This is a genomic window from Pseudomonas sp. TH39(2020) (assembly GCF_016650715.1).
Lineage (GTDB): Bacteria > Pseudomonadota > Gammaproteobacteria > Pseudomonadales > Pseudomonadaceae > Aquipseudomonas > Aquipseudomonas mandelii_C.
The window spans coordinates 441408-461931 of record NZ_JAEKFF010000006.1; the positions used below are offsets into that span (position 1 = coordinate 441408).

The 20524-nt window shown below is 60.1% G+C and carries 20 protein-coding genes and 1 pseudogene; 10 read left to right on the top strand and 11 right to left on the bottom strand.

Features of this window, described 5'->3' with window-relative positions; genetic code table 11:
• Window positions 1-184 precede the first annotated feature (184 nt).
• From fabA to JFU47_RS10030, 3 genes are all read left to right on the top strand, one after another.
• Window positions 185-700 (top strand): 3-hydroxyacyl-[acyl-carrier-protein] dehydratase FabA, encoded by a 516-nt coding sequence (fabA, locus tag JFU47_RS10020; protein ID WP_111451717.1) that lies wholly within the window; start codon window positions 185-187, stop codon window positions 698-700.
• Between the two features lie 11 nt (window positions 701-711).
• Window positions 712-1932 carry a beta-ketoacyl-ACP synthase I gene (fabB, locus tag JFU47_RS10025; protein WP_140676405.1) on the top strand — a complete coding sequence of 407 codons (1221 nt, stop codon included), beginning with the start codon at window positions 712-714 and terminating at the stop codon, window positions 1930-1932.
• A 403-nt stretch (window positions 1933-2335) separates the two neighbouring features.
• A complete protein-coding gene (locus JFU47_RS10030; RefSeq protein WP_095132420.1) occupies window positions 2336-2524 on the top strand; it encodes a hypothetical protein in 189 nt (62 codons plus the stop codon).
• A 70-nt stretch (window positions 2525-2594) separates the two neighbouring features.
• On the opposite strand, the gene JFU47_RS10035 is transcribed toward JFU47_RS10030, so the two are convergent.
• The 8 genes and pseudogenes from JFU47_RS10035 to JFU47_RS10070 form a co-directional block, all read right to left on the bottom strand.
• Window positions 2595-3137 carry a DUF2058 domain-containing protein gene (locus JFU47_RS10035; RefSeq protein ID WP_008148015.1) on the bottom strand — a complete coding sequence of 181 codons (543 nt, stop codon included), beginning with the start codon at window positions 3135-3137 and terminating at the stop codon, window positions 2595-2597.
• 28 nt (window positions 3138-3165) lie between these two features.
• The gene (gene mazG / locus JFU47_RS10040; protein WP_201182740.1) at window positions 3166-3999 is read right to left on the bottom strand and encodes a nucleoside triphosphate pyrophosphohydrolase; all 834 of its coding nucleotides are present in this window, start codon (window positions 3997-3999) and stop codon (window positions 3166-3168) included.
• Window positions 4000-4130: 131 nt separating this feature from the next.
• Window positions 4131-6374 carry a GTP diphosphokinase gene (relA, locus tag JFU47_RS10045; RefSeq protein ID WP_140676411.1) on the bottom strand — a complete coding sequence of 748 codons (2244 nt, stop codon included), beginning with the start codon at window positions 6372-6374 and terminating at the stop codon, window positions 4131-4133.
• A 124-nt stretch (window positions 6375-6498) separates the two neighbouring features.
• Window positions 6499-7851, bottom strand: a complete 1353-nt coding sequence (gene rlmD, locus JFU47_RS10050) for a 23S rRNA (uracil(1939)-C(5))-methyltransferase RlmD (RefSeq protein WP_140676414.1) — start codon at window positions 7849-7851, stop codon at window positions 6499-6501.
• The gene (gene cysM, locus JFU47_RS10055; RefSeq protein ID WP_201182742.1) at window positions 7851-8753 is read right to left on the bottom strand and encodes a cysteine synthase CysM; all 903 of its coding nucleotides are present in this window, start codon (window positions 8751-8753) and stop codon (window positions 7851-7853) included. Before cysM ends, rlmD begins: the two co-directional genes overlap by 1 nt.
• 108 nt (window positions 8754-8861) lie before the next feature.
• Complete coding sequence (locus JFU47_RS10060) at window positions 8862-9884, bottom strand: PDDEXK nuclease domain-containing protein (protein ID WP_201182744.1); 1023 nt, start codon at window positions 9882-9884, stop codon at window positions 8862-8864.
• Window positions 9885-10081: 197 nt separating this feature from the next.
• Window positions 10082-11519 (bottom strand): annotated as a pseudogene (locus JFU47_RS10065) (histidine kinase sensor domain-containing protein).
• Window positions 11506-12228, bottom strand: coding sequence for a response regulator transcription factor (locus JFU47_RS10070; RefSeq protein ID WP_201182746.1), 723 nt, complete (start codon window positions 12226-12228; stop codon window positions 11506-11508). Before JFU47_RS10070 ends, JFU47_RS10065 begins: the two are co-directional and overlap by 14 nt.
• Window positions 12229-12442: 214 nt before the next feature.
• Here JFU47_RS10070 and JFU47_RS10075 point away from each other — a divergent pair, with 214 nt between their 5' ends.
• Entirely contained in the window at window positions 12443-15196 is a 2754-nt protein-coding gene (locus tag JFU47_RS10075; RefSeq protein ID WP_201182748.1) for a response regulator, read from the top strand.
• Window positions 15197-15217: 21 nt separating this feature from the next.
• The gene (locus JFU47_RS10080) at window positions 15218-16207 is read left to right on the top strand and encodes a 2-hydroxyacid dehydrogenase (protein WP_201182750.1); all 990 of its coding nucleotides are present in this window, start codon (window positions 15218-15220) and stop codon (window positions 16205-16207) included.
• Window positions 16208-16212: 5 nt separating this feature from the next.
• On the opposite strand, the gene JFU47_RS10085 is transcribed toward JFU47_RS10080, so the two are convergent.
• Window positions 16213-16614 carry a hypothetical protein gene (locus tag JFU47_RS10085; protein ID WP_140676432.1) on the bottom strand — a complete coding sequence of 134 codons (402 nt, stop codon included), beginning with the start codon at window positions 16612-16614 and terminating at the stop codon, window positions 16213-16215.
• Between the two features lie 134 nt (window positions 16615-16748).
• Here JFU47_RS10085 and JFU47_RS10090 point away from each other — a divergent pair, with 134 nt between their 5' ends.
• Both JFU47_RS10090 and JFU47_RS10095 read left to right on the top strand, forming a co-directional pair.
• Window positions 16749-17183, top strand: coding sequence for a hypothetical protein (locus tag JFU47_RS10090; RefSeq protein ID WP_008147995.1), 435 nt, complete (start codon window positions 16749-16751; stop codon window positions 17181-17183).
• Entirely contained in the window at window positions 17183-17587 is a 405-nt protein-coding gene (locus tag JFU47_RS10095) for an META domain-containing protein (protein ID WP_140676435.1), read from the top strand. The genes JFU47_RS10090 and JFU47_RS10095 overlap by 1 nt, the downstream gene beginning before the upstream one ends.
• Before the next feature lie 175 nt (window positions 17588-17762).
• Here JFU47_RS10095 and JFU47_RS10100 read toward each other — a convergent pair whose 3' ends face one another.
• Entirely contained in the window at window positions 17763-18230 is a 468-nt protein-coding gene (locus tag JFU47_RS10100) for a TlpA disulfide reductase family protein (protein WP_201182752.1), read from the bottom strand.
• A gap of 114 nt (window positions 18231-18344) precedes the next feature.
• Between JFU47_RS10100 and arsC the strand changes: the two genes are divergently transcribed.
• From arsC to JFU47_RS10115, 3 genes are read left to right on the top strand one after another with little or no spacing between them, the layout of a single operon-like run.
• Entirely contained in the window at window positions 18345-18698 is a 354-nt protein-coding gene (arsC, locus tag JFU47_RS10105) for an arsenate reductase (glutaredoxin) (protein ID WP_123369215.1), read from the top strand.
• Window positions 18695-19291 carry an NAD(P)H:quinone oxidoreductase gene (wrbA, locus tag JFU47_RS10110; protein WP_046046494.1) on the top strand — a complete coding sequence of 199 codons (597 nt, stop codon included), beginning with the start codon at window positions 18695-18697 and terminating at the stop codon, window positions 19289-19291. The genes arsC and wrbA overlap by 4 nt, the downstream gene beginning before the upstream one ends.
• 1 nt (window position 19292) lies before the next feature.
• Window positions 19293-19718: a DUF2069 domain-containing protein gene (locus JFU47_RS10115; protein WP_201182753.1), complete on the top strand. Its 426-nt coding sequence runs from the start codon at window positions 19293-19295 to the stop codon at window positions 19716-19718.
• A 51-nt stretch (window positions 19719-19769) separates the two neighbouring features.
• Here the strand turns inward: JFU47_RS10115 and JFU47_RS10120 are convergent, their stop codons facing one another.
• Window positions 19770-20444: a DNA-3-methyladenine glycosylase I gene (locus JFU47_RS10120; RefSeq protein ID WP_074879137.1), complete on the bottom strand. Its 675-nt coding sequence runs from the start codon at window positions 20442-20444 to the stop codon at window positions 19770-19772.
• Between the last annotated feature and the right edge of the window lie 80 nt (window positions 20445-20524).

Genomic DNA, 20524 nt, shown 5'->3' on the forward strand with positions numbered 1-20524 from the left:
GAACAGGCCCGAAAAGGGGCTTGAATAATAATTTCAGTGCACAAGTGTACATTCATGTCCTTGGTGCTGTGACTTTCACCACAACGCAATAGTCTATGAGTAGGCTGCTGACTCGAGGCATGAACGCTTCGATCGGCCGGGAAGATTTGCCCCACCTGCCGCATGGGACTATTGAGGAGCTCGCATGACCCAACAAAACGCCTTTACTCGGGAAGACCTGCTGCGCTGCAGTCGCGGTGAGCTGTTCGGCCCAGGTAACGCACAACTGCCCGCCCCGAACATGTTGATGGTGGATCGCATCACCCATATCAGCGCCGAGGGTGGCAAGTACGGCAAGGGTGAATTGGTCGCCGAGCTGGATATCACTCCGGACCTGTGGTTCTTCGCCTGCCACTTCGAAGGTGATCCGGTGATGCCAGGCTGCCTGGGCCTCGACGCCATGTGGCAACTGGTCGGCTTCTTCCTCGGCTGGCAAGGTCTGCCGGGCCGCGGTCGCGCCCTGGGTTCGGGCGAAGTGAAATTCTTCGGTCAGGTTCTGCCGACCGCCAAGAAAGTAACCTATAACATTCAGATCAAGCGCGTACTGAAGGGCAAGCTGAACCTGGCCATCGCCGATGGTTCGGTCAGCGTCGACGGCCGCGAGATCTACACCGCCGAAGCCCTTCGGGTCGGCGTTTTCACCTCCACTGACAACTTCTAAGGGTTATCCGCATGCGCCGCGTCGTTATCACTGGTCTGGGCATCGTTTCGTGCCTGGGCAATGACAAAGAGACCGTCTCCGCTAACCTGCGTGCAAGCCGCCCTGGCATCCGGTTCAACCCGGAATATGCCGAAATGGGTCTGCGTAGCCAGGTTTCCGGCTCCATTGACCTTCCCCTCGAAGAGCTGATCGATCGCAAGATCTATCGCTTCGTCGGCCACGCGGCGGCTTACGCCTACCTGGCCATGAAAGACGCCATTGCTGACTCCGGCCTGACCGAAGAGCAAGTGTCCAACCCGCGTACTGGCCTGATCGCCGGTTCCGGTGGAGCCTCCACGCTGAACCAGATGGAAGCGCTGGACATCCTGCGCGAGAAAGGCGTCAAGCGCGTCGGCCCATACCGCGTCACGCGGACCATGAGCAGCACCGTTTCCGCCTGCCTGGCCACGCCGTTCAAGATCAAGGGCCTGAACTACTCCATCGCTTCTGCCTGCGCCACCAGTGCTCACTGCATCGGTAACGCCATGGAACAGATCCAGATGGGCAAACAGGACGTCGTGTTCGCCGGCGGCGGTGAAGAAGAGCATTGGAGCCAATCGTTCCTGTTCGACGCCATGGGCGCACTGTCCAGCCAGTACAACGAAACCCCGGAAAAAGCTTCCCGTGCCTACGACGCCAAGCGTGACGGTTTCGTCATCGCCGGCGGTGGCGGCATGGTCGTGGTCGAAGAGCTGGAACACGCTCTGGCCCGCGGCGCGAAGATCTATGCGGAAATCGTTGGCTACGGCGCGACCTCCGACGGCTACGACATGGTCGCTCCAAGCGGCGAAGGCGCCATCCGCTGCATGCAGATGGCCATGTCCACCGTTGACGCTCCGATCGACTACCTGAACACCCACGGCACCTCGACTCCGGTCGGCGACGTCATGGAAATGAAAGGCGTGCGTGAAGTGTTCGGCGACAAGGCTCCGGCCATCAGCTCCACCAAGAGCCTGTCGGGTCACTCCCTGGGCGCCGCAGGCGTTCACGAAGCGATCTACTGCATGCTGATGATGGAAGGCAACTTCATGGCGGGTTCCGCCAACATCGACGAACTGGACCCGGAAGTGGCTGACATGCCGATCCTGACCAAGACTCGTGAAGACGCCACCATCAACACCGTGATGAGCAACAGCTTCGGCTTCGGTGGCACCAATGCCACGCTGGTACTGAAGCGCTGGGCCGGTAAGTAATACCCCACCCCGCTACGCTGCACACAAAAACGCCCCGACTGGTTCGGGGCGTTTTTTTTGTGCCTGAATAATATGGAACAACGCAATCCCTGTGGGAGCGAGCCTGCTCGCGAAGGCGGTCTGACAGATACATTGATATTGAAAGTGATGCCGTCTTCGCGAGCAGGCTCGCTCCCACAGGTTCTGTGTTGAACTCTCGGTTTTCGTCGTCGCGAACATGAAGCTTTTGTCATGAAACTCAACGCCCTGCGACCAAATGCCGCGTATTTGGCGGGCTGCAGGACTATTGCAGATTTCGCAAAAATTCGTTACCAAACTCAGTCGTTTACTTAGCAGGCTAACCAAACATATAACGGAGTCCTGCACACGCCTTGCTGCAGATAACAGAGATTGGAGCTAGCAGATGACTGTAAAAGTAACTGAACGCGACGATTCACATAAGTCCCACGAAGGCGTAGCCGCCGGTATCCGGATCTGGGACGTGCACCAACAAGACATGCTGGTGGGGATGTTCCACTCCGAAACCGATGCCCACAGCTACAAGGCCGAACTGGAAAAACTGGAGCAGCAACGAGAGCTCCAATCCGCATAAGCAATGACAGCATTGAAAACGACAAACCCCGCCATGAGCGGGGTTTGTCGTTATTGCAGCCTTTAATGGCTTACCACATCAGATCGTCCGGAATCTGATAGGCCGCATACGGATCGTCCTCGGCAGCGACTTCTTCGGTCTTCACGTTCATCTGCACGATACGCTGTGGATCGCGTTCCTGGATCTTCAGGGCCGCTTCACGCGGGATCACTTCGTAGCCGCCGGCATGGTGCACGATGGCCAGCGAACCGCTGCTGAGCTTGTTGCGCATCAGGGTGTTGACGCAGATGCGCTTGACCTTCTTGTCGTCGACGAAGTTGTAGTAGTCCTCGGTCGTCAGCTTCGGCAGACGCGAGACTTCGATCAACTGTTTGACCTGAGCAGCGCGAGCCTTGGCCTCGGCCTTCTCCTGTTGCTGACGGTTCAGCTCCTGATCGCGCTTGACCTTCTCGGCCATGGCTTCCTGAGCCGCCCGCTGCTGCGAGTCATCGAGTTCGATCTGACCTTTGTGGGCCAGACGCTGCTGTTTCTGCTTCTCTTTGCCGACCTGTTTGGCCTGCTTCTGGTTGACCAGCCCTGCTTTGAGCAACTGGTCGCGAAGGGAAATGCTCATGGTGCTTATTACTCACTTAGGCAACTGCTCAACCGCAGCTGGGCAAATTCTTTTCCTGACGTTTGGCTTCGCCCCACAAGGCGTCCAACTCTTCGAGGGTGCAATCTTCTATGGGACGGTGGGTGTCGCGCAATGCCTGTTCGATAAAACGGAAGCGTCTTTCGAACTTGCTGTTGGCGCCACGCAGTGCAGTTTCGGGATCGACCTTGAGATGGCGCGCCAGATTGACCACGGAAAACAACAGATCACCGACTTCATCGGCAATCGCTGCCGAGTCATTGTCAGCCATGGCTTCGAGCACTTCATCGAGCTCTTCGCGCACTTTGTCGAGCACCGGCAAGGCGTCCGGCCAGTCGAAACCGACCTGCCCCGCGCGCTTCTGCAGCTTCGCCGAACGGGACAATGCCGGCAGCGCTGCGGGTACATCGTCGAGCAAGGACAACTGTTCGGGGGCCGAAGATTTCTCTGCCCGTTCTTCAGCCTTGATCTCTTCCCAGCGCTGCTTGACCTGCTCTTCACTCAGGCGCGGAACATCCAGCGGCGCGTAAAGATCACCGCTAGGAAACACATGAGGATGACGGCGGATCAGCTTGCGAGTGATGCTGTCGATGACACCGGCGAATTCGAAGCGCCCTTCTTCCCGTGCCAGCTGGCTGTAATAAACCACCTGGAACAGTAAATCCCCCAACTCACCCTGCAAGTGATCGAAGTCACCGCGCTCGATGGCGTCGGCGACTTCGTAGGCTTCCTCAAGGGTGTGCGGGACGATGGTTTCGTAGGTTTGCTTGATGTCCCACGGACAGCCGTACTGCGGGTCGCGCAGACGGCTCATCAGGTGCAGCAAGTCTTCAAGGCTGTACATCAATTTCTCTCACTGCAAAATCCTGTGGGAGCGAGCCTGCTCGCGAAAGCGGTGTGTCAGACAACACTGATGTCGACTGACACGCCCTCTTCGCGAGCAGGCTCGCTCCCACATTGGATCGGCGCTGCTCATCACGGCGTCCGGTTACGACGGGTTTCAATGATGTTCGGCAACTGGGAAATCCGCCCCAGCAACCGCCCCAGTGCATCCAGCCCCGGAATCTCGATGGTCAGGGACATCAACGCGGTGTTGTCCTCTTTGTTCGAGCGGGTGTTGACCGCCAGCACATTGATCCGCTCGTTGAGCAGCACTTGCGAAACGTCACGCAGCAAACCGGACCGGTCGTACGCGCGGATGATGATGTCCACCGGATAGGTGAGCACCGGCACCGGCCCCCAGCTGACCTGGATGATCCGCTCGGGCTCGCGCCCGCCCAGTTGCAGCACCGAGGCGCAGTCCTGACGGTGAATGCTCACGCCGCGGCCCACGGTGATGTAACCGACGATCGCATCCCCCGGCAGCGGCTGGCAGCAGCCGGCCATCTGGGTCATCAGGTTGCCGACGCCCTGGATCTGGATGTCGCCGCGCTTGCCTGGTTTGTAACCGGTGGCTTTGCGCGGAATCAGTTCCAGCTGTTCGTTGCCGCGCTCCGGCTCGACCAGTTGCTGCGCCAGGTTCACCAGTTGTGCCAGACGCAAATCGCCTGCGCCCAACGCGGCGAACATGTCTTCGGCCATTTTCATGTTGGCCTTTTCGGCCAGCTTGTCGAAATCTACCGCTGGCAGACCGAGGCGGTTGAGTTCGCGCTCCAGCAAGGTTTTACCGGCGGCGACGTTCTGATCGCGCGCCTGCAATTTGAACCAGTGAACAATCTTCGCCCGTGCCCGCGAGGTGGTGATGTAACCCAGGTTCGGGTTCAGCCAGTCGCGGCTCGGGGTGCCGTGCTTGCTGGTGATGATCTCGACCTGTTCACCGGTTTGCAGGCTGTAGTTGAGCGGCACGATGCGCCCGTTGATCTTCGCGCCACGGCAGTTATGACCGATTTCGGTGTGCACGCGGTAGGCGAAGTCCAGCGGCGTCGCGCCCTTCGGCAAGTCAATGGCGTGACCGTCCGGGGTGAAAATGTAGACCCGGTCCGGCTCGATATCGACCCGCAGCTGTTCAGCCAGGCCGCCGATGTCGCCCAATTCTTCATGCCACTCGAGGACCTGGCGCAGCCAGGAAATTTTCTCTTCGTAGTGGTTGGAGCCGGATTTGACGTCGGTGCCCTTGTAGCGCCAGTGCGCGCAAACGCCCAGCTCGGCTTCTTCGTGCATGGCGTGGGTGCGGATCTGCACTTCCAGCACCTTGCCCTCGGGGCCGATCACCGCAGTGTGCAGCGAGCGATAGCCGTTCTCTTTCGGGTTGGCGATGTAGTCGTCGAATTCTTTCGGGATGTGCCGCCACAGGGTGTGGACGATACCGAGCGCGGTGTAGCAGTCGCGCATTTCCGGCACCAGCACACGAACGGCGCGCACGTCGTAGATCTGGCTGAATTCCAGACCCTTGCGCTGCATTTTGCGCCAGATCGAATAGATGTGTTTGGCCCGGCCGCTGATGTCGGCGTCGACGCCGGTGGCGGTCAGCTCATTCTTCAGTTGGCTCATCACGTCGGCGATGAAGCGCTCGCGATCCAGACGCCGCTCGTGGAGTAGCTTGGCGATCTGCTTGTACTGATCGGGTTCGAGGTAACGGAAGGACAAGTCCTCCAGCTCCCACTTGATGTGACCGATCCCGAGACGGTGAGCCAGCGGCGCGTAGATGTCGAAGACTTCACGGGCGACGCGGTTGCGTTTTTCGTCATCGGCGGTTTTCACCGCACGGATCGCGCAGGTGCGCTCAGCCAGTTTGATCAACGCGACGCGTACGTCGTCGACCATTGCCACGAGCATCTTGCGCAGGTTTTCTACCTGGCCCTGAGTGCCCAGCACCAGGGATTGACGGGGGCTGAGGCTGGCGCTGATCGCCGCCATGCGCAACACGCCGTCGATGAGCTTGGCGACCACCGGACCGAAGCGCTGGCTGATCGCCGGCAACTCAATCTGGCCTTCGCGCACGCCGCGATACAGGATCGCGGCAACCAACGAATCCTGATCGAGTTTGAGGTCGGCGAGAATCTCGGCGATCTCAAGGCCCGTGCGGAAACTCGAGGTCCCTTCGGACCACAGGTTTTTCGCCGCATTGGCTTGTTGTTCAGACGCACGAGCAAACTCGCACGCTTCCTTCAAGGCTTCGCGATCCAGTGCCGGATCGACACTGACCGCGTGATCGAGCCAAGCCTCGAGATTGATACTGCCGTCGGTGTTGATCGGCTGGTGTGCTCTCACCTGTACCATCTTGCTTACCTTCCCTACGACGCAGATTCAATGCGTCAAATCGCTGACCTTTCGTTACCCGTGGACGCTCGCGGGGCTAATGCGAGAGTGGTGCGGGCAGGCCAGTCGGACCAGACGAGCCGTCCTAGCTCGCTTCAAATAACGCCATGGCCTCGACATGTGCCGTCTGAGGAAACATATCGAGAATCCCGGCACGTTTTAACCGGTAGCCCTGCTTGATCAATTCGACCGTGTCGCGCGCCAGAGTTGCCGGATTGCACGACACATACACCAACCGTTTGGCGCCCAGGGACGCCAGCTTGCGCACTGCCTCGAAAGCACCGTCACGCGGTGGGTCCAAGAGTACCGCACAAAAGCCTTCGCGCGCCCATTCGGCATCGGTCAAAGGCTGGGATAAATCGGCCTGAAAAAACTTCGCATTATGAAGATTGTTGCTAGCAGCGTTCGCGGCTGCTCGCTCGACCATCGCCTGCACACCTTCCACCGCCACCACTTCGCGAACGACCTTGGCCAGCGGCAACGCAAAGTTACCCAAACCACAGAATAGATCGAGAACTCGTTCCTCCGCCGTCGGCTGCAGCCACTCCAACGCTTGGGCGATCATCGCTTCGTTGACCCCAGCGTTGACCTGGATGAAATCTCCCGGTCGGTACGCCAGGTTCAAATCCCACTGTTCAAGTCGATAACCCAACGACTGGTCAGCCTCGACCGGTTGTGGTTCACCGTCACCGTGCAGCCACAGTTGGGCTTCATGGAACGCGCAGAAATCCTTGAGGATCGTCATGTCGGCGTCGGACAGCGGCGCCATGTGCCTCAGCAACACTGCCAACGACGAACCGCTGAACAACTCCACATGCCCCAGCGCCTGAGGTTTGCTCAAGCGCCGGAGCATTTCCGGCAAGCGGGTCATGATCGGTTGCAAGGGCTGTACCAGCACCCTGCATTCGTTGATCGCAACGATGTCCTGACTGCCCGCCGCGCGGAAACCGACTTCGAGTTTTTTAGCTTTCATGTCCCAGCGCACCGCTACCCGGGCACGACGGCGGTAACCGAATTCCGGACCGCTCAACGGCGCGGCCCACTCTTCGGGTTCCACACCGGCGACCTTCGACAACTGCTCGGCGAGCATGCGCTGTTTCAGGGCGAGTTGTTCGTTGTGTGGCAGATGTTGCACGCTGCAACCGCCACAGCGACCGGCATGCGGGCACGGTGCCGGGCGGCGCAGTTCGCTGGCCTGGAACACCCGTTCGGTGCGCGCCTCGACCACTTTGCCGTGGGCACCCAACACGCGTGCTTCGACTTCTTCACCGGCCAATGCGCCGATGACGAACCAGGTGCGACCTTCAAAAAACGCGATACCGCGACCGTCATTAGCCAGGCGCTCGATACTCAAGCGCTGCTTTTTGCCAGTCGGAATTTGCGGGGCCTTGCTGCCACCGGTGGGCTGGAAGCGCAGGCCTCTCTCTTGCTTGGCCATCAGTTAGGCGCGTCGAAAATGCCGGTCGACAAGTAACGGTCGCCACGGTCGCAGATGATCGCGACGATCACCGCGTTTTCAACTTCTTTGGACAGACGCAGCATCGCTGCCACCGCACCGCCCGAGGAGACGCCGCAGAAGATGCCTTCTTCGCGGGCCAGACGACGGGTCACGTCTTCGGCTTCGCTTTGCGCCATGTCGACGATCCGGTCCACGCGCTCGGCCTGGTAGATCTTCGGCAGGTATTCCTGCGGCCAGCGACGGATGCCCGGAATCGCCGAGCCTTCCATCGGTTGCAGGCCAATGATCTGCACGCTCTCGTTCTGCTCTTTCAAGTAGCGCGAGACGCCCATGATGGTACCGGTGGTGCCCATGGAACTGACGAAATGGGTGATGGTGCCTTCGGTCTGACGCCAGATTTCCGGGCCGGTGGTGGTGTAGTGCGCTTCGGGGTTGTCCCCGTTGGCGAACTGATCCAGCACCTTGCCACGGCCTTCGGCCTGCATCCGGTCGGCGAGGTCGCGGGCGCCTTCCATGCCCTCTTCCTGAGTGACCAGAATCAGCTCGGCGCCATAGGCGGTCATCGCCGCCTTGCGCTCGGCGCTGGAGCTGTCGGGCATGATCAGGATCATCTTGTAACCCTTGATCGCGGCAGCCATCGCCAGCGCGATCCCGGTGTTGCCCGAGGTCGCTTCGATCAGCGTATCGCCGACGTGGATCTGCCCGCGCAGTTCGGCGCGGGTGATCATCGACAGCGCCGGACGGTCCTTGACCGAACCCGCCGGGTTATTCCCTTCGAGCTTGAGCAAAAGGGTATTGCTGGTGGCGCCAGGCAGGCGCTGCAAACGAACCAGCGGAGTGTTGCCGACGCAATCGGCGATGGTTGGGTACTGCAAGGTCATGGTGTATTCGCAATCCAGACTGCGGGGGCGCCTATCATACCGGCAAACCGACCCAGGCCATATCACGCAAAGTACGGTGCTTATGGTTTATGGGAATAAGGGGCTGGATCAGTACTCTTCGCCTTGCGCGACATTCAATGCGTAGAACTCATGCAACTTGGCCTGCAACAATTGTTTGTCCGGTAGCTGCACCTGGTATTCAGCGATCAGCGCTGGCGACAGGCTGCGGTTAAGGGCGTACTCGACCACCTCGTCATCCTTGCTGGCACACAGCAACACACCAATGGCAGGGTTTTCGTGGGGTTTGCGCTCCTTGCGATCCAGCGCTTCCAGATAGAAGTTCAGCTTGCCCAGATACTCCGGTTTAAAACGACCGACCTTAAGCTCAATGGCTACAAGACAATTAAGGCCACGGTGGAAAAACAGCAGATCCAGGGCAAAATCACACCCACCCACTTGAAGCGGATACTCGGAACCGACAAAGCAGAAATCGCGGCCGAGCTCGCTCAGGAATTCTTTGAGGCGCGCCATCAACCCTTTATGCAGATCAGTTTCGGCATGGCCACCCGGCAGGTCGAGAAACTCGAGCATGTAGGCGTCGCGGAATATCTCAAGCGCTGCCGGGTGGGCTTGTCTCAGCACTGCTGAGATTTTTGCTGGTTGGGTCACGCTTCGCTCGAACAGTGCAGCTTTGAACTGACGCTCCAGTTCGCGCTTCGACCATTTTTCCTGAACGGCCAAACGGACGTAGAACTCCCGCTCTTCCGGCCGTTTACTCTGGCTGAAAATGATCAGGTTGTGCGACCAGGACAATTGTCGCACCAGTGGTGCGACTTTCTCTTCAGCGTGATAAGTCTCATAGAATTGGCGCATCCGGAACAAATTCGACCGGGTAAACCCGCGCAACCCTGGTTGAGTCTGAGCCAGATGCTCGGCCAGTTGGCTGACCACAGAATCGCCCCATTCGGCTTTTTCCAGCTTGCGACTGATGTAAGCACCCACCTGCCAATACAGCTCGATCAACTGGGTATTCACCGCCTGTATAGCTTGCTGCTTGGCACTGTGAATCAGCGCAAGCACTTCATTGAAACGGTCGTCGGCTGCGTTACCGGGGACGCTGGATGCATTCATGCCGAACTCCTGGAGGACGAGGAAAAACGCGAGTCTATTCCGTCGAAACAGGCTTAAGGTGTCGGCAATACCCTTTAGGAAAGGTCGTACAAAATAACGGGAACGCTCCGGCAAAATCAGAACAGTGGTGCAGGAGAGGACCTCTTCGTCGGAACGCCGCCCGGAGCAGGCTCGCTCCCACATGGGGATCGGGGTGATCACACCATTTGTGGCCGACACACATCCACTGTGGGAGCGAGCCTGCTCGCGAAGGCGTCATCACTGACGCCATCAATATCAGCCACCAACCGCATATTCAGCCGCAACCCGGTCTCAGTGTTCTCAGCCCACAAACTCCCGCCCTGGCGCTGCACCGCATTCCTCGCAATGCTCAATCCCAAGCCAAATCCACCATCCCCCGGCCGCGATCCGTCAAGTCGGATGAACGGCGAGAACATCCGCTCCAGATCTTCATCAGCCACCCCGCCACCCTCATCCTCCAGCCACACATGCCAGAAGTCACCATCGCGCAGCCCACCCAGACGCACAACGCCGCCCTGCGGTGAATGACGAATGGCATTGCGCAGGATGTTTTCCAACGCTTGAGCCAACGTATTGAGATGGCCGCGCACCCAGCAGGACGAATTCACCGCACACTGCAACTGGCTCGCCGGCCAGCCACTTTCATAGCAGGCATTTTCCGTGAGCATTTCCCACAACGCCTGAACCTGGATCGATTCGTCGGGTAACCGAGTGCGCTCGGTGTCGAGCCAGGCCAATTGCAGAGTGTCTTCCACCAGACGCTGCATGCCATCGACCTCTCGGCCAATGCGCTCGCGCAATGGCGTCAACCCCTGCTCGCTTTCGCTGGCCACCCGCAGGCGACTCAGTGGCGTGCGCAATTCGTGGGACAGGTCGCGCAGCAGTTGTTGCTGCAGGGCCACCGTGCTTTGCAGGCGCTCGGACATGTGATCGAAGGCCCGGCCCAGCTCACCCAGCTCATCCGGGCGATTGGTGAGGCGGCTCGACAACCGCACGTTCAACGGGTCGGCACGCCAGGCATTGGCTTGTTCGCGCAGACTGTTCAAAGGCACGACAAGCAACCGATACAGACCGACGCACAGCAGCAAGGTGAACAACCCGGGAATCACCCCGTTGGTGATCACGCGCCAGAACACCCGGTAGTGCCCGGGTACGAAACGCCGGGGCAGTTCGATCACCAGACTGCCAGCGGACGGGTCCTTGGGAAACGGCACTCTCAACCACGGCAAACCTTTGGTATGGCGACTCGTCGGCCAATCCAGACCGCGTAAAAAGGTCAGGCGCTGGGTTTCTTTTTCCGTCAGCGGGTAACTGCTCAATGACTGCAAATCGCCGCCAATCACACCGACCCATGTCGACTCGCGATGGCCGACGCTCTGCAACCAGACATCGACGCCTGCACTCTGACGCTCATTCCACACCTGCTCGGCCTCGGCGGCGTAGCGCGTCAGCGTGCCCCGTGCCCCGTGCCTCGTCGGACAGGAACAGGTTTTTCTGTTCCATGTAGCGCCCCCAGGACCAACTGAGCCAGATCATCAGCAGACAGAACGCCACCAACAAACACGCCAGTTTCCAGAACAGCGAATGCCTGCCCGGCAGGTCAGTCCACTTCATCGACAGCACTCAACACGTAACCCTTGCCCCACACCGTGCGCACTTCGCGCTCGAGGTAACCGACGGCCTTGAGCTTGCGGCGGATCTGACTGATATGCATGTCGAGGCTGCGGTCATGGGGCGCGTAGCCGCGCTGCAGCACGTGCTGGTAAAGGAAGGCTTTGCTCAGGACTTCATCGCCATTGCGGTTCAGCGTTTCCAGCAACCGGTATTCGCTGCGGGTCAGGCCGGCAGCGTGTTCGCAATAAAAGACATCACAGCGCTCATCGTCGAAATGCAGGCTGTCCGCCGAAGGGGTAATCGGTGCTGGCGCTGGCTGGCGGTCGAGCGCGACACGCCTCAGGATCGCTTCGATGCGTACCCGCAACTCGACCATGCTGAAGGGTTTGGGCAGGTAATCATCGGCGCCCAGGCGAAAACCACTGATGCGATCCGCCTCGGCACCGAGCGCCGACATCAGCACCACCGGGGTGGAATGGCTCTGACGCAATTTTGTCAGAACATTCAGCCCGTCCAGGCCCGGCAGCAGAATATCCATCAGCACCACGTCAAAGGCCTGCTGGCGGGCGATGGTCAAGCCTTCCAGACCGTTCTGGCACCACGTCACCTGAAAACCGCAACGTCCCAGTTGCTCATGAACATAAGCACCGAGCACGAGGTCGTCTTCTATAGACAGGATGCGAGGATGGCGAGCAGTGATGGGAGTCATGAGTATCTGCAAATAATTCTCAGTCGCCGATTATTCAAGATTGCCTTGCTGCGAGCAACACAAGGTTTGCCCGTGAGGTAAAAGTGGTGATCCAGCCGACGAATGCCGACATCAATTTTACGAAGATTGCCCGCCTGCAAATCGCTACACTGCGCAGGTGGCGCGTGCTGGACATACGTGCAGGTCATTAAATAGCTGGATGCAGGAGAGATGCGTGCTCAAGAAACTGGGAATAAAAGGCCGCGTGCTATTGCTGACCCTGTTACCGACCAGCCTGATGGCCTTGGTTCTGGGCGGCTATTTCACCTGGATGCAGCAATCCGACCTGCAAACCCAGCTCATGCAGCGTGGCGAGATGATCGCCGAACAACTGGCGCCCCTGGTGGCCCCGGCCATGGGCCACAAGAACACCGAGCTTTTGGAACGCATTGCCACCCAATCGCTGGAACAACAGGACGTTCGCGCCGTTTCGTTCCTCGCGCCCGACCGCTCCCTGCTGGCCCATGCCGGCCCGACCATGCTCAATCCGGCGCCAGTCGGCAACAGTTCGCAGATGCTGCGCCGCAGCGGCAATGACGCGACGCGCTACTTGCTGCCGGTGTTCGGCAAGCACCGCAATCTGGCCGGCGATTTGATTCCTGAAGAAGCCGACCGCCTGCTTGGCTGGGTAGAACTCGAACTGTCCCACAACGGCATGCTCCTGCGCGGTTATCGCAGCTTGTTCGCCAGCCTGTTGCTGATCGGCGCAGGCCTGGCCGGTGCGGCGTTGCTGGCGTTGCGCATGGGCCGGAGCATCAATCGGCCGCTGAGCCAGATCAAGCAAGCGGTGGCGCAACTCAAGGACGGTCATCTGGAAACCCGTCTGCCGCCCCTCGGCAGCCAGGAGCTGGACACACTGGCGTCCGGCATCAATCGTATGGCCGGCACCCTGCAGAACGCGCAGGAAGAATTGCAGCACAGCATCGAGCAGGCCACCGAAGACGTGCGCCAGAACCTGGAAACCATCGAGATCCAGAACATCGAACTGGACCTGGCGCGCAAGGAAGCCCTTGAAGCCAGCCGGATCAAATCCGAGTTCCTGGCCAACATGAGCCATGAAATCCGCACGCCGCTCAACGGCATTCTCGGCTTCACGCATCTGCTGCAAAAAAGCGAGCTGACCCCGCGCCAGCTCGACTATCTGGGCACCATCGAAAAGTCCGCCGACAGCCTGCTGGGGATCATCAACGAGATTCTCGACTTCTCGAAAATCGAGGCCGGCAAACTGGTGCTCGACAATATTCCGTTCAACTTGCGCGACCTGCTCCAGGACACGCTGACCATCCTCGCCCCGGCCGCCCATGCCAAGCAACTGGAACTGGTGAGCCTGGTTTATCGCGACACGCCGCTGTCGCTGGTGGGCGACCCGCTGCGGCTCAAGCAGATTCTCACCAACCTGGTCAGCAATGCGATCAAGTTCACCCGCGAAGGCACCATCGTCGCCCGGGCCATGCTCGAAGAAGAGCACGAAGACAGCGTGCAACTGCGCATCAGCATTCAGGACACCGGTATCGGGCTGTCGAACCAGGACGTGCGCGCCTTGTTCCAGGCCTTCAGCCAGGCCGATAACTCTCTGTCCCGGCAACCTGGCGGCACTGGTTTGGGGCTGGTGATTTCCAAACGTCTGATCGAACAGATGGGCGGCGAGATCGGTGTCGACAGTACGCCCGGCGAAGGCTCGGAATTCTGGATCAGCCTGAGCCTGCCCAAAACCCGCGACGACGCCGAAGACCTGCCCGGCCCGCCGTTGCTCGGGCGTCGGGTGGCAGTGCTGGAAAACCACGAACTGGCCCGTCAGGCCTTGCAGCATCAACTGGAAGACTGTGGCCTCGAAGTGACTCCGTTCAATACGCTGGAAAGCCTGACCAATGGCGTGACCGGCGCGCATCAGACCGATCAGGCGATCGACCTGGCGGTGCTCGGCATCACCAGCAACGACATGCCACCAGAGCGCCTCAATCAACACATCTGGGACCTCGAACACCTGGGCTGCAAGGTGCTGGTGTTGTGCCCGACCACCGAACAGACGCTGTTCCACCTCTCGGTGCCTAATCCGCACAGCCAGCTCCAGGCCAAACCGGCCTGCACCCGCAAGCTGCGGCGGGCCTTGTCCGACCTGGTCAATCCGCGCCAGCAACGCAGCGAACCCGGCGAACCGGTGTCCAGCCGTGCGCCAAAAGTGCTGTGTGTCGACGACAACCCGGCCAACTTGCTGCTGGTGCAAACCCTGCTCGAAGACATGGGCGCCAAAGTCCTCGCGGTGGAAAGCGGTTACGCGGCGGTCAAAGCGGTGCAGACCGAAACCTTCGACCTGGTGCTGATGGACGTTCAGATGCCCGGCATGGACGGGCGGCAAAGCACCGAAGCGATTCGCCAGTGGGAAAGTGAGCGGCATTGCACACCGCTGCCAATCGTTGCCCTCACCGCTCACGCCATGGCCAACGAAAAACGCGCGCTGCTGCAAAGCGGCATGGACGACTACCTGACCAAACCGATCAGCGAACGGCAATTGGCCCAAGTGGTGCTGAAGTGGACCGGCCTCGCGCTGCGCAATCATGGGCCGGAGCGCTCCAGCGACAGCCACGGTGGCGGTCATGAGTTGCAGGTGCTCGATCACGAAGAAGGTTTGCGCCTGGCCGCCGGCAAGGCTGATCTGGCGGCGGACATGCTGGCAATGCTGCTGGCGTCGCTGGAAGCCGACCGCGAGGCGATTCGCTTCGCCCGGGAAACCAACGACCAGAACGCCCTGATCGAGCGCGTCCATCGCCTGCACGGTGCGACACGCTATTGCGGCGTCCCGCAACTGCGCGCCGCCTGCCAACGCAGCGAAACCCTGCTCAAGCAACAGGACCCGAAAGCCCCCAGCGCACTGGAAGACCTCGACCGGGCCATCAATCGCCTGGCCGCCCATGCCCGTATAAATGCCTGATGCACGTTCCAGGAGGACCGCATGCGTACGATTCTTTTCAGCAGCCAGACTTACGACCGCGACAGTTTTCTCAGTGCCGAGCTACCGGCCGGCATTGAACTGCACTTTCAATCAGCGCGACTGAGCCTTGATACGGTGGCGCTGGCAGAGCATCACGAAGTGGTCTGTGCCTTCATTAATGATGACCTCAGCGCGCCGGTGCTCGAACGCCTGGCCGCGGGCGGTACACGCCTGATCGCCCTGCGCTCGGCCGGTTATAACCATGTCGATCTGGCAGTGGCAAAGCGTCTGGGGCTGGCGATTGTGCGCGTCCCGGCCTACTCGCCCCATGCGGTGGCGGAACATGCGGTGGCGCTGATCCTGGCGCTTAACCGACGTCTGCACCGCGCCTACAACCGCACGCGCGAAGGGGATTTCAGCCTGCACGGGCTGACCGGCTTCGACCTGGTAGGCAAGACCGTCGGCGTGGTCGGCACCGGGCAGATCGGCGCGACTTTCGCGAAAATAATGAACGGTTTTGGCTGCCAATTGCTGGCCTACGACCCCTTCCCCAATCCGCAAGTCGAAGCCCTCGGTGCCCGCTACCTGAGCCTGCCGGAACTGCTGGCCGAGTCGCAGATCATCAGCCTGCACTGCCCGCTCAACGAGCAGAGCAAACACTTGATCAATCGCGAGTCACTGGCCCACATGCAAGCGGGTGCGATGCTGATCAACACCGGCCGCGGTGGTCTGGTGGACACACCGGCGCTGATCGATGCATTGAAGGACGGTCAACTGGGTTATCTGGGGCTGGATGTGTATGAAGAGGAGGCGCAGCTGTTCTTCGAGGACCGTTCCGACCTGCCGCTGCAGGACGATGTGCTGGCGCGGCTGCTGACCTTTCCGAACGTGATCATCACCGCTCACCAGGGCTTCCTGACCCGCGAAGCCCTGGGCGCGATTGCCGCGACCACCTTGCAGAACATCGCCGCCTGGGCCGCCGGCACGCCGCAGAATCAGGTCGAGGGCTGAGCCGATCAGGCCTTGGACAGGAGGATCATCAGGCCCAGCCAGCCGAAGCCCAGCAAGCGTTGCCCCACGGAATGCCCACGACGCAGCAGGAACCAGACAAAAAACGGCGGCAGGAAAAAAATCATCAGCTTCAACCACAGTTCCACCGGACGCACGCCGCTGGGTGTGGGAATCGGTGGCGCAACCTCGGCTGCAACTTCAGTTTTCCGTCTACGTCCGAACGCGGCCGGGGTCACCCTGGCTACTTTCTCATCGGCCGGCAATCGCCCGAAGGAAAGGGGTGCCTGCACAGGCGCTGCCGTTGAAGTAGCCGCTTGCACCGTTCCCGCCGGTGCACCGCAATGAATGCAAGCAGGCGCCATGGAGCTGATGCTTTGCTTGCACTCAACACATTCGATTAACGCCATGTCCATTCCTTAGAGATGCAAAAGCGGCAGTGTGCCATGAGTCGGCCGGTAATTTGAACCAGATCGAAGGTCATACGCCCGCGCCATGCTGCGCTGATGTCCGTGCTAGCATGCCGCGCATATTTGGAGGACCCATGGTCGAACACGATTTCCGCTATAGCCTGATGAACCCGCAACACACCCTCACCGAATGCCGCGCACTTGTGCCGGGGCGTTATCAAGTCACCGGCAACGGCGGCTCGATTCGTAACAACGACGTGCTGGTAGTGACCCTCAAGGGCGCCAAGGACTTGTCCATGCGCCTGACCGTCGAAACGGTTCGCCACTTGATCAATCCGCCTGGCCAATGGGTCGCGGTGGCCAGTGGTCCGGTGTTCGGTGAACTGGCGATCCACACCTGGAAAGTGAACTGCGACAGCTGCGCCAAAGAGCTGAACTTCGAGTTCGCGGTCGACGCCAAGCTGGGCAACAAGGCTGAAAAGCCTGCTGCCACCGCACGGATCGCCGAACTGGGCTGGACCACGGTCGGCGAGAAGCACCTGTGCCCGAAATGCCAGGAGCCCGCGTGATGAAACACCTCGCTCTGACCGCGATGGTTGGCGCCAGCCTGCTGGGCTGCGCCGCCGAGCCGGTGCAATTGCAACAGAACCGCAGCTACATCCTGGAGTGGATTGGCGAACGCCCGTTGATGGATTACAGCCACCTGACCGTCACCCTCGGTGAAGACGGTCGGGCCTACGGCAACGGCGGCTGCAACCACTGGTTCGCGCCGTACACCCTGGAAGGCGACAAGCTGAGCTTCGGCAAGGTTGGCAGCACCCGCAAACTGTGTGCGCCGGCGTTGATGGAGCAGGAAAAACGCTTCCTTCAGGCGTTGGAAAACGTTCAGCGCTGGGACGTCTCGCCGATCGACCAGATGCGTTTCTGGCCGGCAGAAGGGAAGCCGTTGCGTTGGTGGCTTGAAGAGGGTTGATCCACGCAACGCTGCACTTGTAGCAGCTGGCGCAGCCTGCGTTCGGCTGCGAAGCAGTCGTCAAATCAAGCAATGCGGTCCTTCAGGTAATCCGCGAGCACAGGTTTCACGACTGCTTCGCAGCCGAACGCAGGCTGCGCCAGCTGCTACAGGATCGCGTTACGCGCTTAACTGATTAGTTCTTCGCCTGCAACGCCTCCAACTTGGCCATCACCCCCGCCGCCGTCTGCTCGCCCATCAACTGTTCCCGTACCTTGCCCTTGTTATCGATGATGTAAGTCACCGGCAACGCCTCACTGCGCGGCAACTCAAAAAGATCGGCCGGATCAGAAGCCAGCACGGTGAACTTGATGCCCAGTTTTTCACTGGCGCTTTTCAGCTCTTCACCCTGCACATTGTCGAAGTTGACCCCGAACACACCAATATTCTTGTCCTTGAGCTGATCGGCGAGGGTGTTCAATTCCGGGATCTCGGTCCGGCACGGCCCGCACCATTCAGCCCAGTAATTGAGCACCAGCCATTGTTTGTCCAGACGTTCGGCGGCGACTTTCCGGCCGCTCTGGTCGATGCCATAGTCGTTACCACAGCCCCCCAGCAATAACGTACCGATGATCGCCAATGCCGCTGCCAGTCGCCTAGTCATGTCGTATTCCTTGTTCAAAATTGAATGCGCCTGCGACCCATCGCCTCCCAAGGTTCTGGATTACGCGCTGCACAGTTAGAATAGCCGTCACCTTACGCAAGATGCGAACCGCACATGACCGATCTGACGCTTTATCACAACCCGCGCTGCTCGAAATCCCGCGGTGCGCTCGAACTGCTCGAAGCCCGTGGCCTGACCCCGACGGTGGTCCGTTACCTGGACACCCCGCTGGACGCTGCGCAAATCCAGAGCCTGCTGACCAAGCTCGGCATCAGCGCCCGGCAACTGCTGCGCACCGGTGAGGACGAATACAAAACCCTCAACCTGGCCGACAGCAGCCTGAGCGAAGCGCAATTGATCGCCGCCATCGCCGCCAACCCGAAGCTCATGGAGCGACCGATTCTGGAAGTCGGCGACAAAGCCATCATCGGCCGGCCACCGGAGAATGTGCTGGAGTTGCTGCCGTGAGTGCGCCGTACATTCTGGTTCTGTATTACAGCCGCAGCGGCTCGACCAATGAAATGGCCCGGCAGATCGCCCGGGGTGTCGAGCAATCCGGGATGGAAGCGCGCCTGCGCACGGTGCCGCCGATTTCCACCGAGTGCGAAGCCGTGTCGCCGGACATCCCGGACGAAGGCGCGCTGTACGCCAGCCTCGACGATTTGAAGAACTGCGCGGGCCTGGCCATGGGCAGCCCGACCCGGTTCGGCAACATGGCGGCGCCGCTCAAATACTTCCTCGACGGCACCAGCAACCTGTGGCTGACCGGCGCTCTGGTGGGCAAACCGGCTGGCGTTTTCACCTCCACCGCGAGCCTGCACGGCGGCCAGGAAACCACGCTGCTGTCGATGATGTTGCCCTTGCTGCACCACGGCATGCTGATCACCGGCCTGCCATACAGCGAATCGGCCCTGCTGGAAACCCGTGGCGGCGGCACGCCTTACGGCGCCAGCCATCACGCCGGGGCCGATGGCAAAAGCGGCTTGAATGAACACGAAGTCGCGCTGTGTCGGGCCTTGGGCCTGCGCTTGGCGAAAACTGCACAGAAACTGGGGAACTGATGTGGCCAAGAAGCCAAAGATTTTGCCCTCCATCGAATGGCTCGAACCGCGCGTTCGGGCGATGCGCGTCATCAGCCTGCTGTGTTACTTCGGTTTGGTGGGTTTGCTGTGCGCCTACTACCTGGTGATCGCTGACCTGCACGGCGCCCGGCCGTGGGTGATTCTGCTGATCGAACTGGTGCCGCTGCTGTTGCTGGCGCCGGGGATGATTATCGGCAGCGCGCGCGGGCATTCATGGATGTGTTTTGTGGTGAACCTGTATTTCATCAAGGGCGCATTGGCGGCGTATGACCCGAACCGGCAGTTGTTTGGTTTGCTCGAGATGGGCGCGAGCCTGGCGGTGTTCTGCTCGGCGCTGCTGTATGTGCGGTGGCGGTTTCAGTTGAATCGCAAGTTGGCTGGCGAGGGCGAAATCTCCGTCGCCTGACAGCCCCTACGATGATCGTTCCCACGCTCCGCGTGGGAACGATCATCTTCGTCAGTGATTGACGGTATACGCCAGCATCATCGATATCTGGCTCATCGGCCGCCCACCACTCTCTTCATGCCACTGGTTGAACACGCCCTGCACCGTGGCCAGATCCCGCAGACTGGTCGGCACCTTGTCGACGATCTTCTGCGCATTCAACGCCGCGACCACGTCGTAGCTCGGCACAAACGTATCCTTGCCCACCATCCGCAAGAACCGCGGTGCCGATAACCCGCCCAATTGATGACCGCGCTTTTTCAGGTAGGTCCACAACCCAACGATATCCGTGACCGGCCAATCGGCGATCAACGCGCCGAAGCTGCCCTTCTCATGCGCCACATCCAGAATGAACTGCGCGTTGCGCGGCACGCTCTTGAGTTTGCCCAGATGACGAATGATCCGCGCGTCCTGCATCAAACGCTCAAGGTGTTCGGCACTCATCAGCACGACTTTCTCAGGGTCGAACTTGAAGAACACTTCTTCGAACGCCGGCCATTTGGCGTCCACCAGACTGTGCTTGAGCCCGGCGCGGAAGACGCGCAGCGCCATGGTCGAGAGGTAGCGGTCGTCGCTGATCTTGCGCAGTTGCGCCGGGGTTTTCGGAACGGGCAGATGGGCTTCCAGTTCAGCCGCTGAACCGAAGCGGTTCAGACAGTATTCGTGCAGCCACTTGTAATCGCGCATGCCCTTTCCTGATGAGTAAGTGAATAGATTCATGTGGGAGCCAGCCTGCTGGCGATAGCGGTGGGTCAGTCAACAATGAT

Coding starts and splice junctions, on each gene's coding strand:
- fabA (WP_111451717.1), top strand. CDS start 185: ATGACCCAACAAAACGCCTTTACTCGGGAAGACCTGCTGCGCTGCAGT.
- fabB (WP_140676405.1), top strand. CDS start 712: ATGCGCCGCGTCGTTATCACTGGTCTGGGCATCGTTTCGTGCCTGGGC.
- JFU47_RS10030 (WP_095132420.1), top strand. CDS start 2,336: ATGACTGTAAAAGTAACTGAACGCGACGATTCACATAAGTCCCACGAA.
- JFU47_RS10035 (WP_008148015.1), bottom strand. CDS start 3,137: ATGAGCATTTCCCTTCGCGACCAGTTGCTCAAAGCAGGGCTGGTCAAC.
- mazG (WP_201182740.1), bottom strand. CDS start 3,999: ATGTACAGCCTTGAAGACTTGCTGCACCTGATGAGCCGTCTGCGCGAC.
- relA (WP_140676411.1), bottom strand. CDS start 6,374: ATGGTACAGGTGAGAGCACACCAGCCGATCAACACCGACGGCAGTATC.
- rlmD (WP_140676414.1), bottom strand. CDS start 7,851: ATGGCCAAGCAAGAGAGAGGCCTGCGCTTCCAGCCCACCGGTGGCAGC.
- cysM (WP_201182742.1), bottom strand. CDS start 8,753: ATGACCTTGCAGTACCCAACCATCGCCGATTGCGTCGGCAACACTCCG.
- JFU47_RS10060 (WP_201182744.1), bottom strand. CDS start 9,884: ATGAATGCATCCAGCGTCCCCGGTAACGCAGCCGACGACCGTTTCAAT.
- JFU47_RS10070 (WP_201182746.1), bottom strand. CDS start 12,228: ATGACTCCCATCACTGCTCGCCATCCTCGCATCCTGTCTATAGAAGAC.
- JFU47_RS10080 (WP_201182750.1), top strand. CDS start 15,218: ATGCGTACGATTCTTTTCAGCAGCCAGACTTACGACCGCGACAGTTTT.
- JFU47_RS10085 (WP_140676432.1), bottom strand. CDS start 16,614: ATGGCGTTAATCGAATGTGTTGAGTGCAAGCAAAGCATCAGCTCCATG.
- JFU47_RS10090 (WP_008147995.1), top strand. CDS start 16,749: ATGGTCGAACACGATTTCCGCTATAGCCTGATGAACCCGCAACACACC.
- JFU47_RS10095 (WP_140676435.1), top strand. CDS start 17,183: ATGAAACACCTCGCTCTGACCGCGATGGTTGGCGCCAGCCTGCTGGGC.
- JFU47_RS10100 (WP_201182752.1), bottom strand. CDS start 18,230: ATGACTAGGCGACTGGCAGCGGCATTGGCGATCATCGGTACGTTATTG.
- arsC (WP_123369215.1), top strand. CDS start 18,345: ATGACCGATCTGACGCTTTATCACAACCCGCGCTGCTCGAAATCCCGC.
- JFU47_RS10120 (WP_074879137.1), bottom strand. CDS start 20,444: ATGCGCGATTACAAGTGGCTGCACGAATACTGTCTGAACCGCTTCGGT.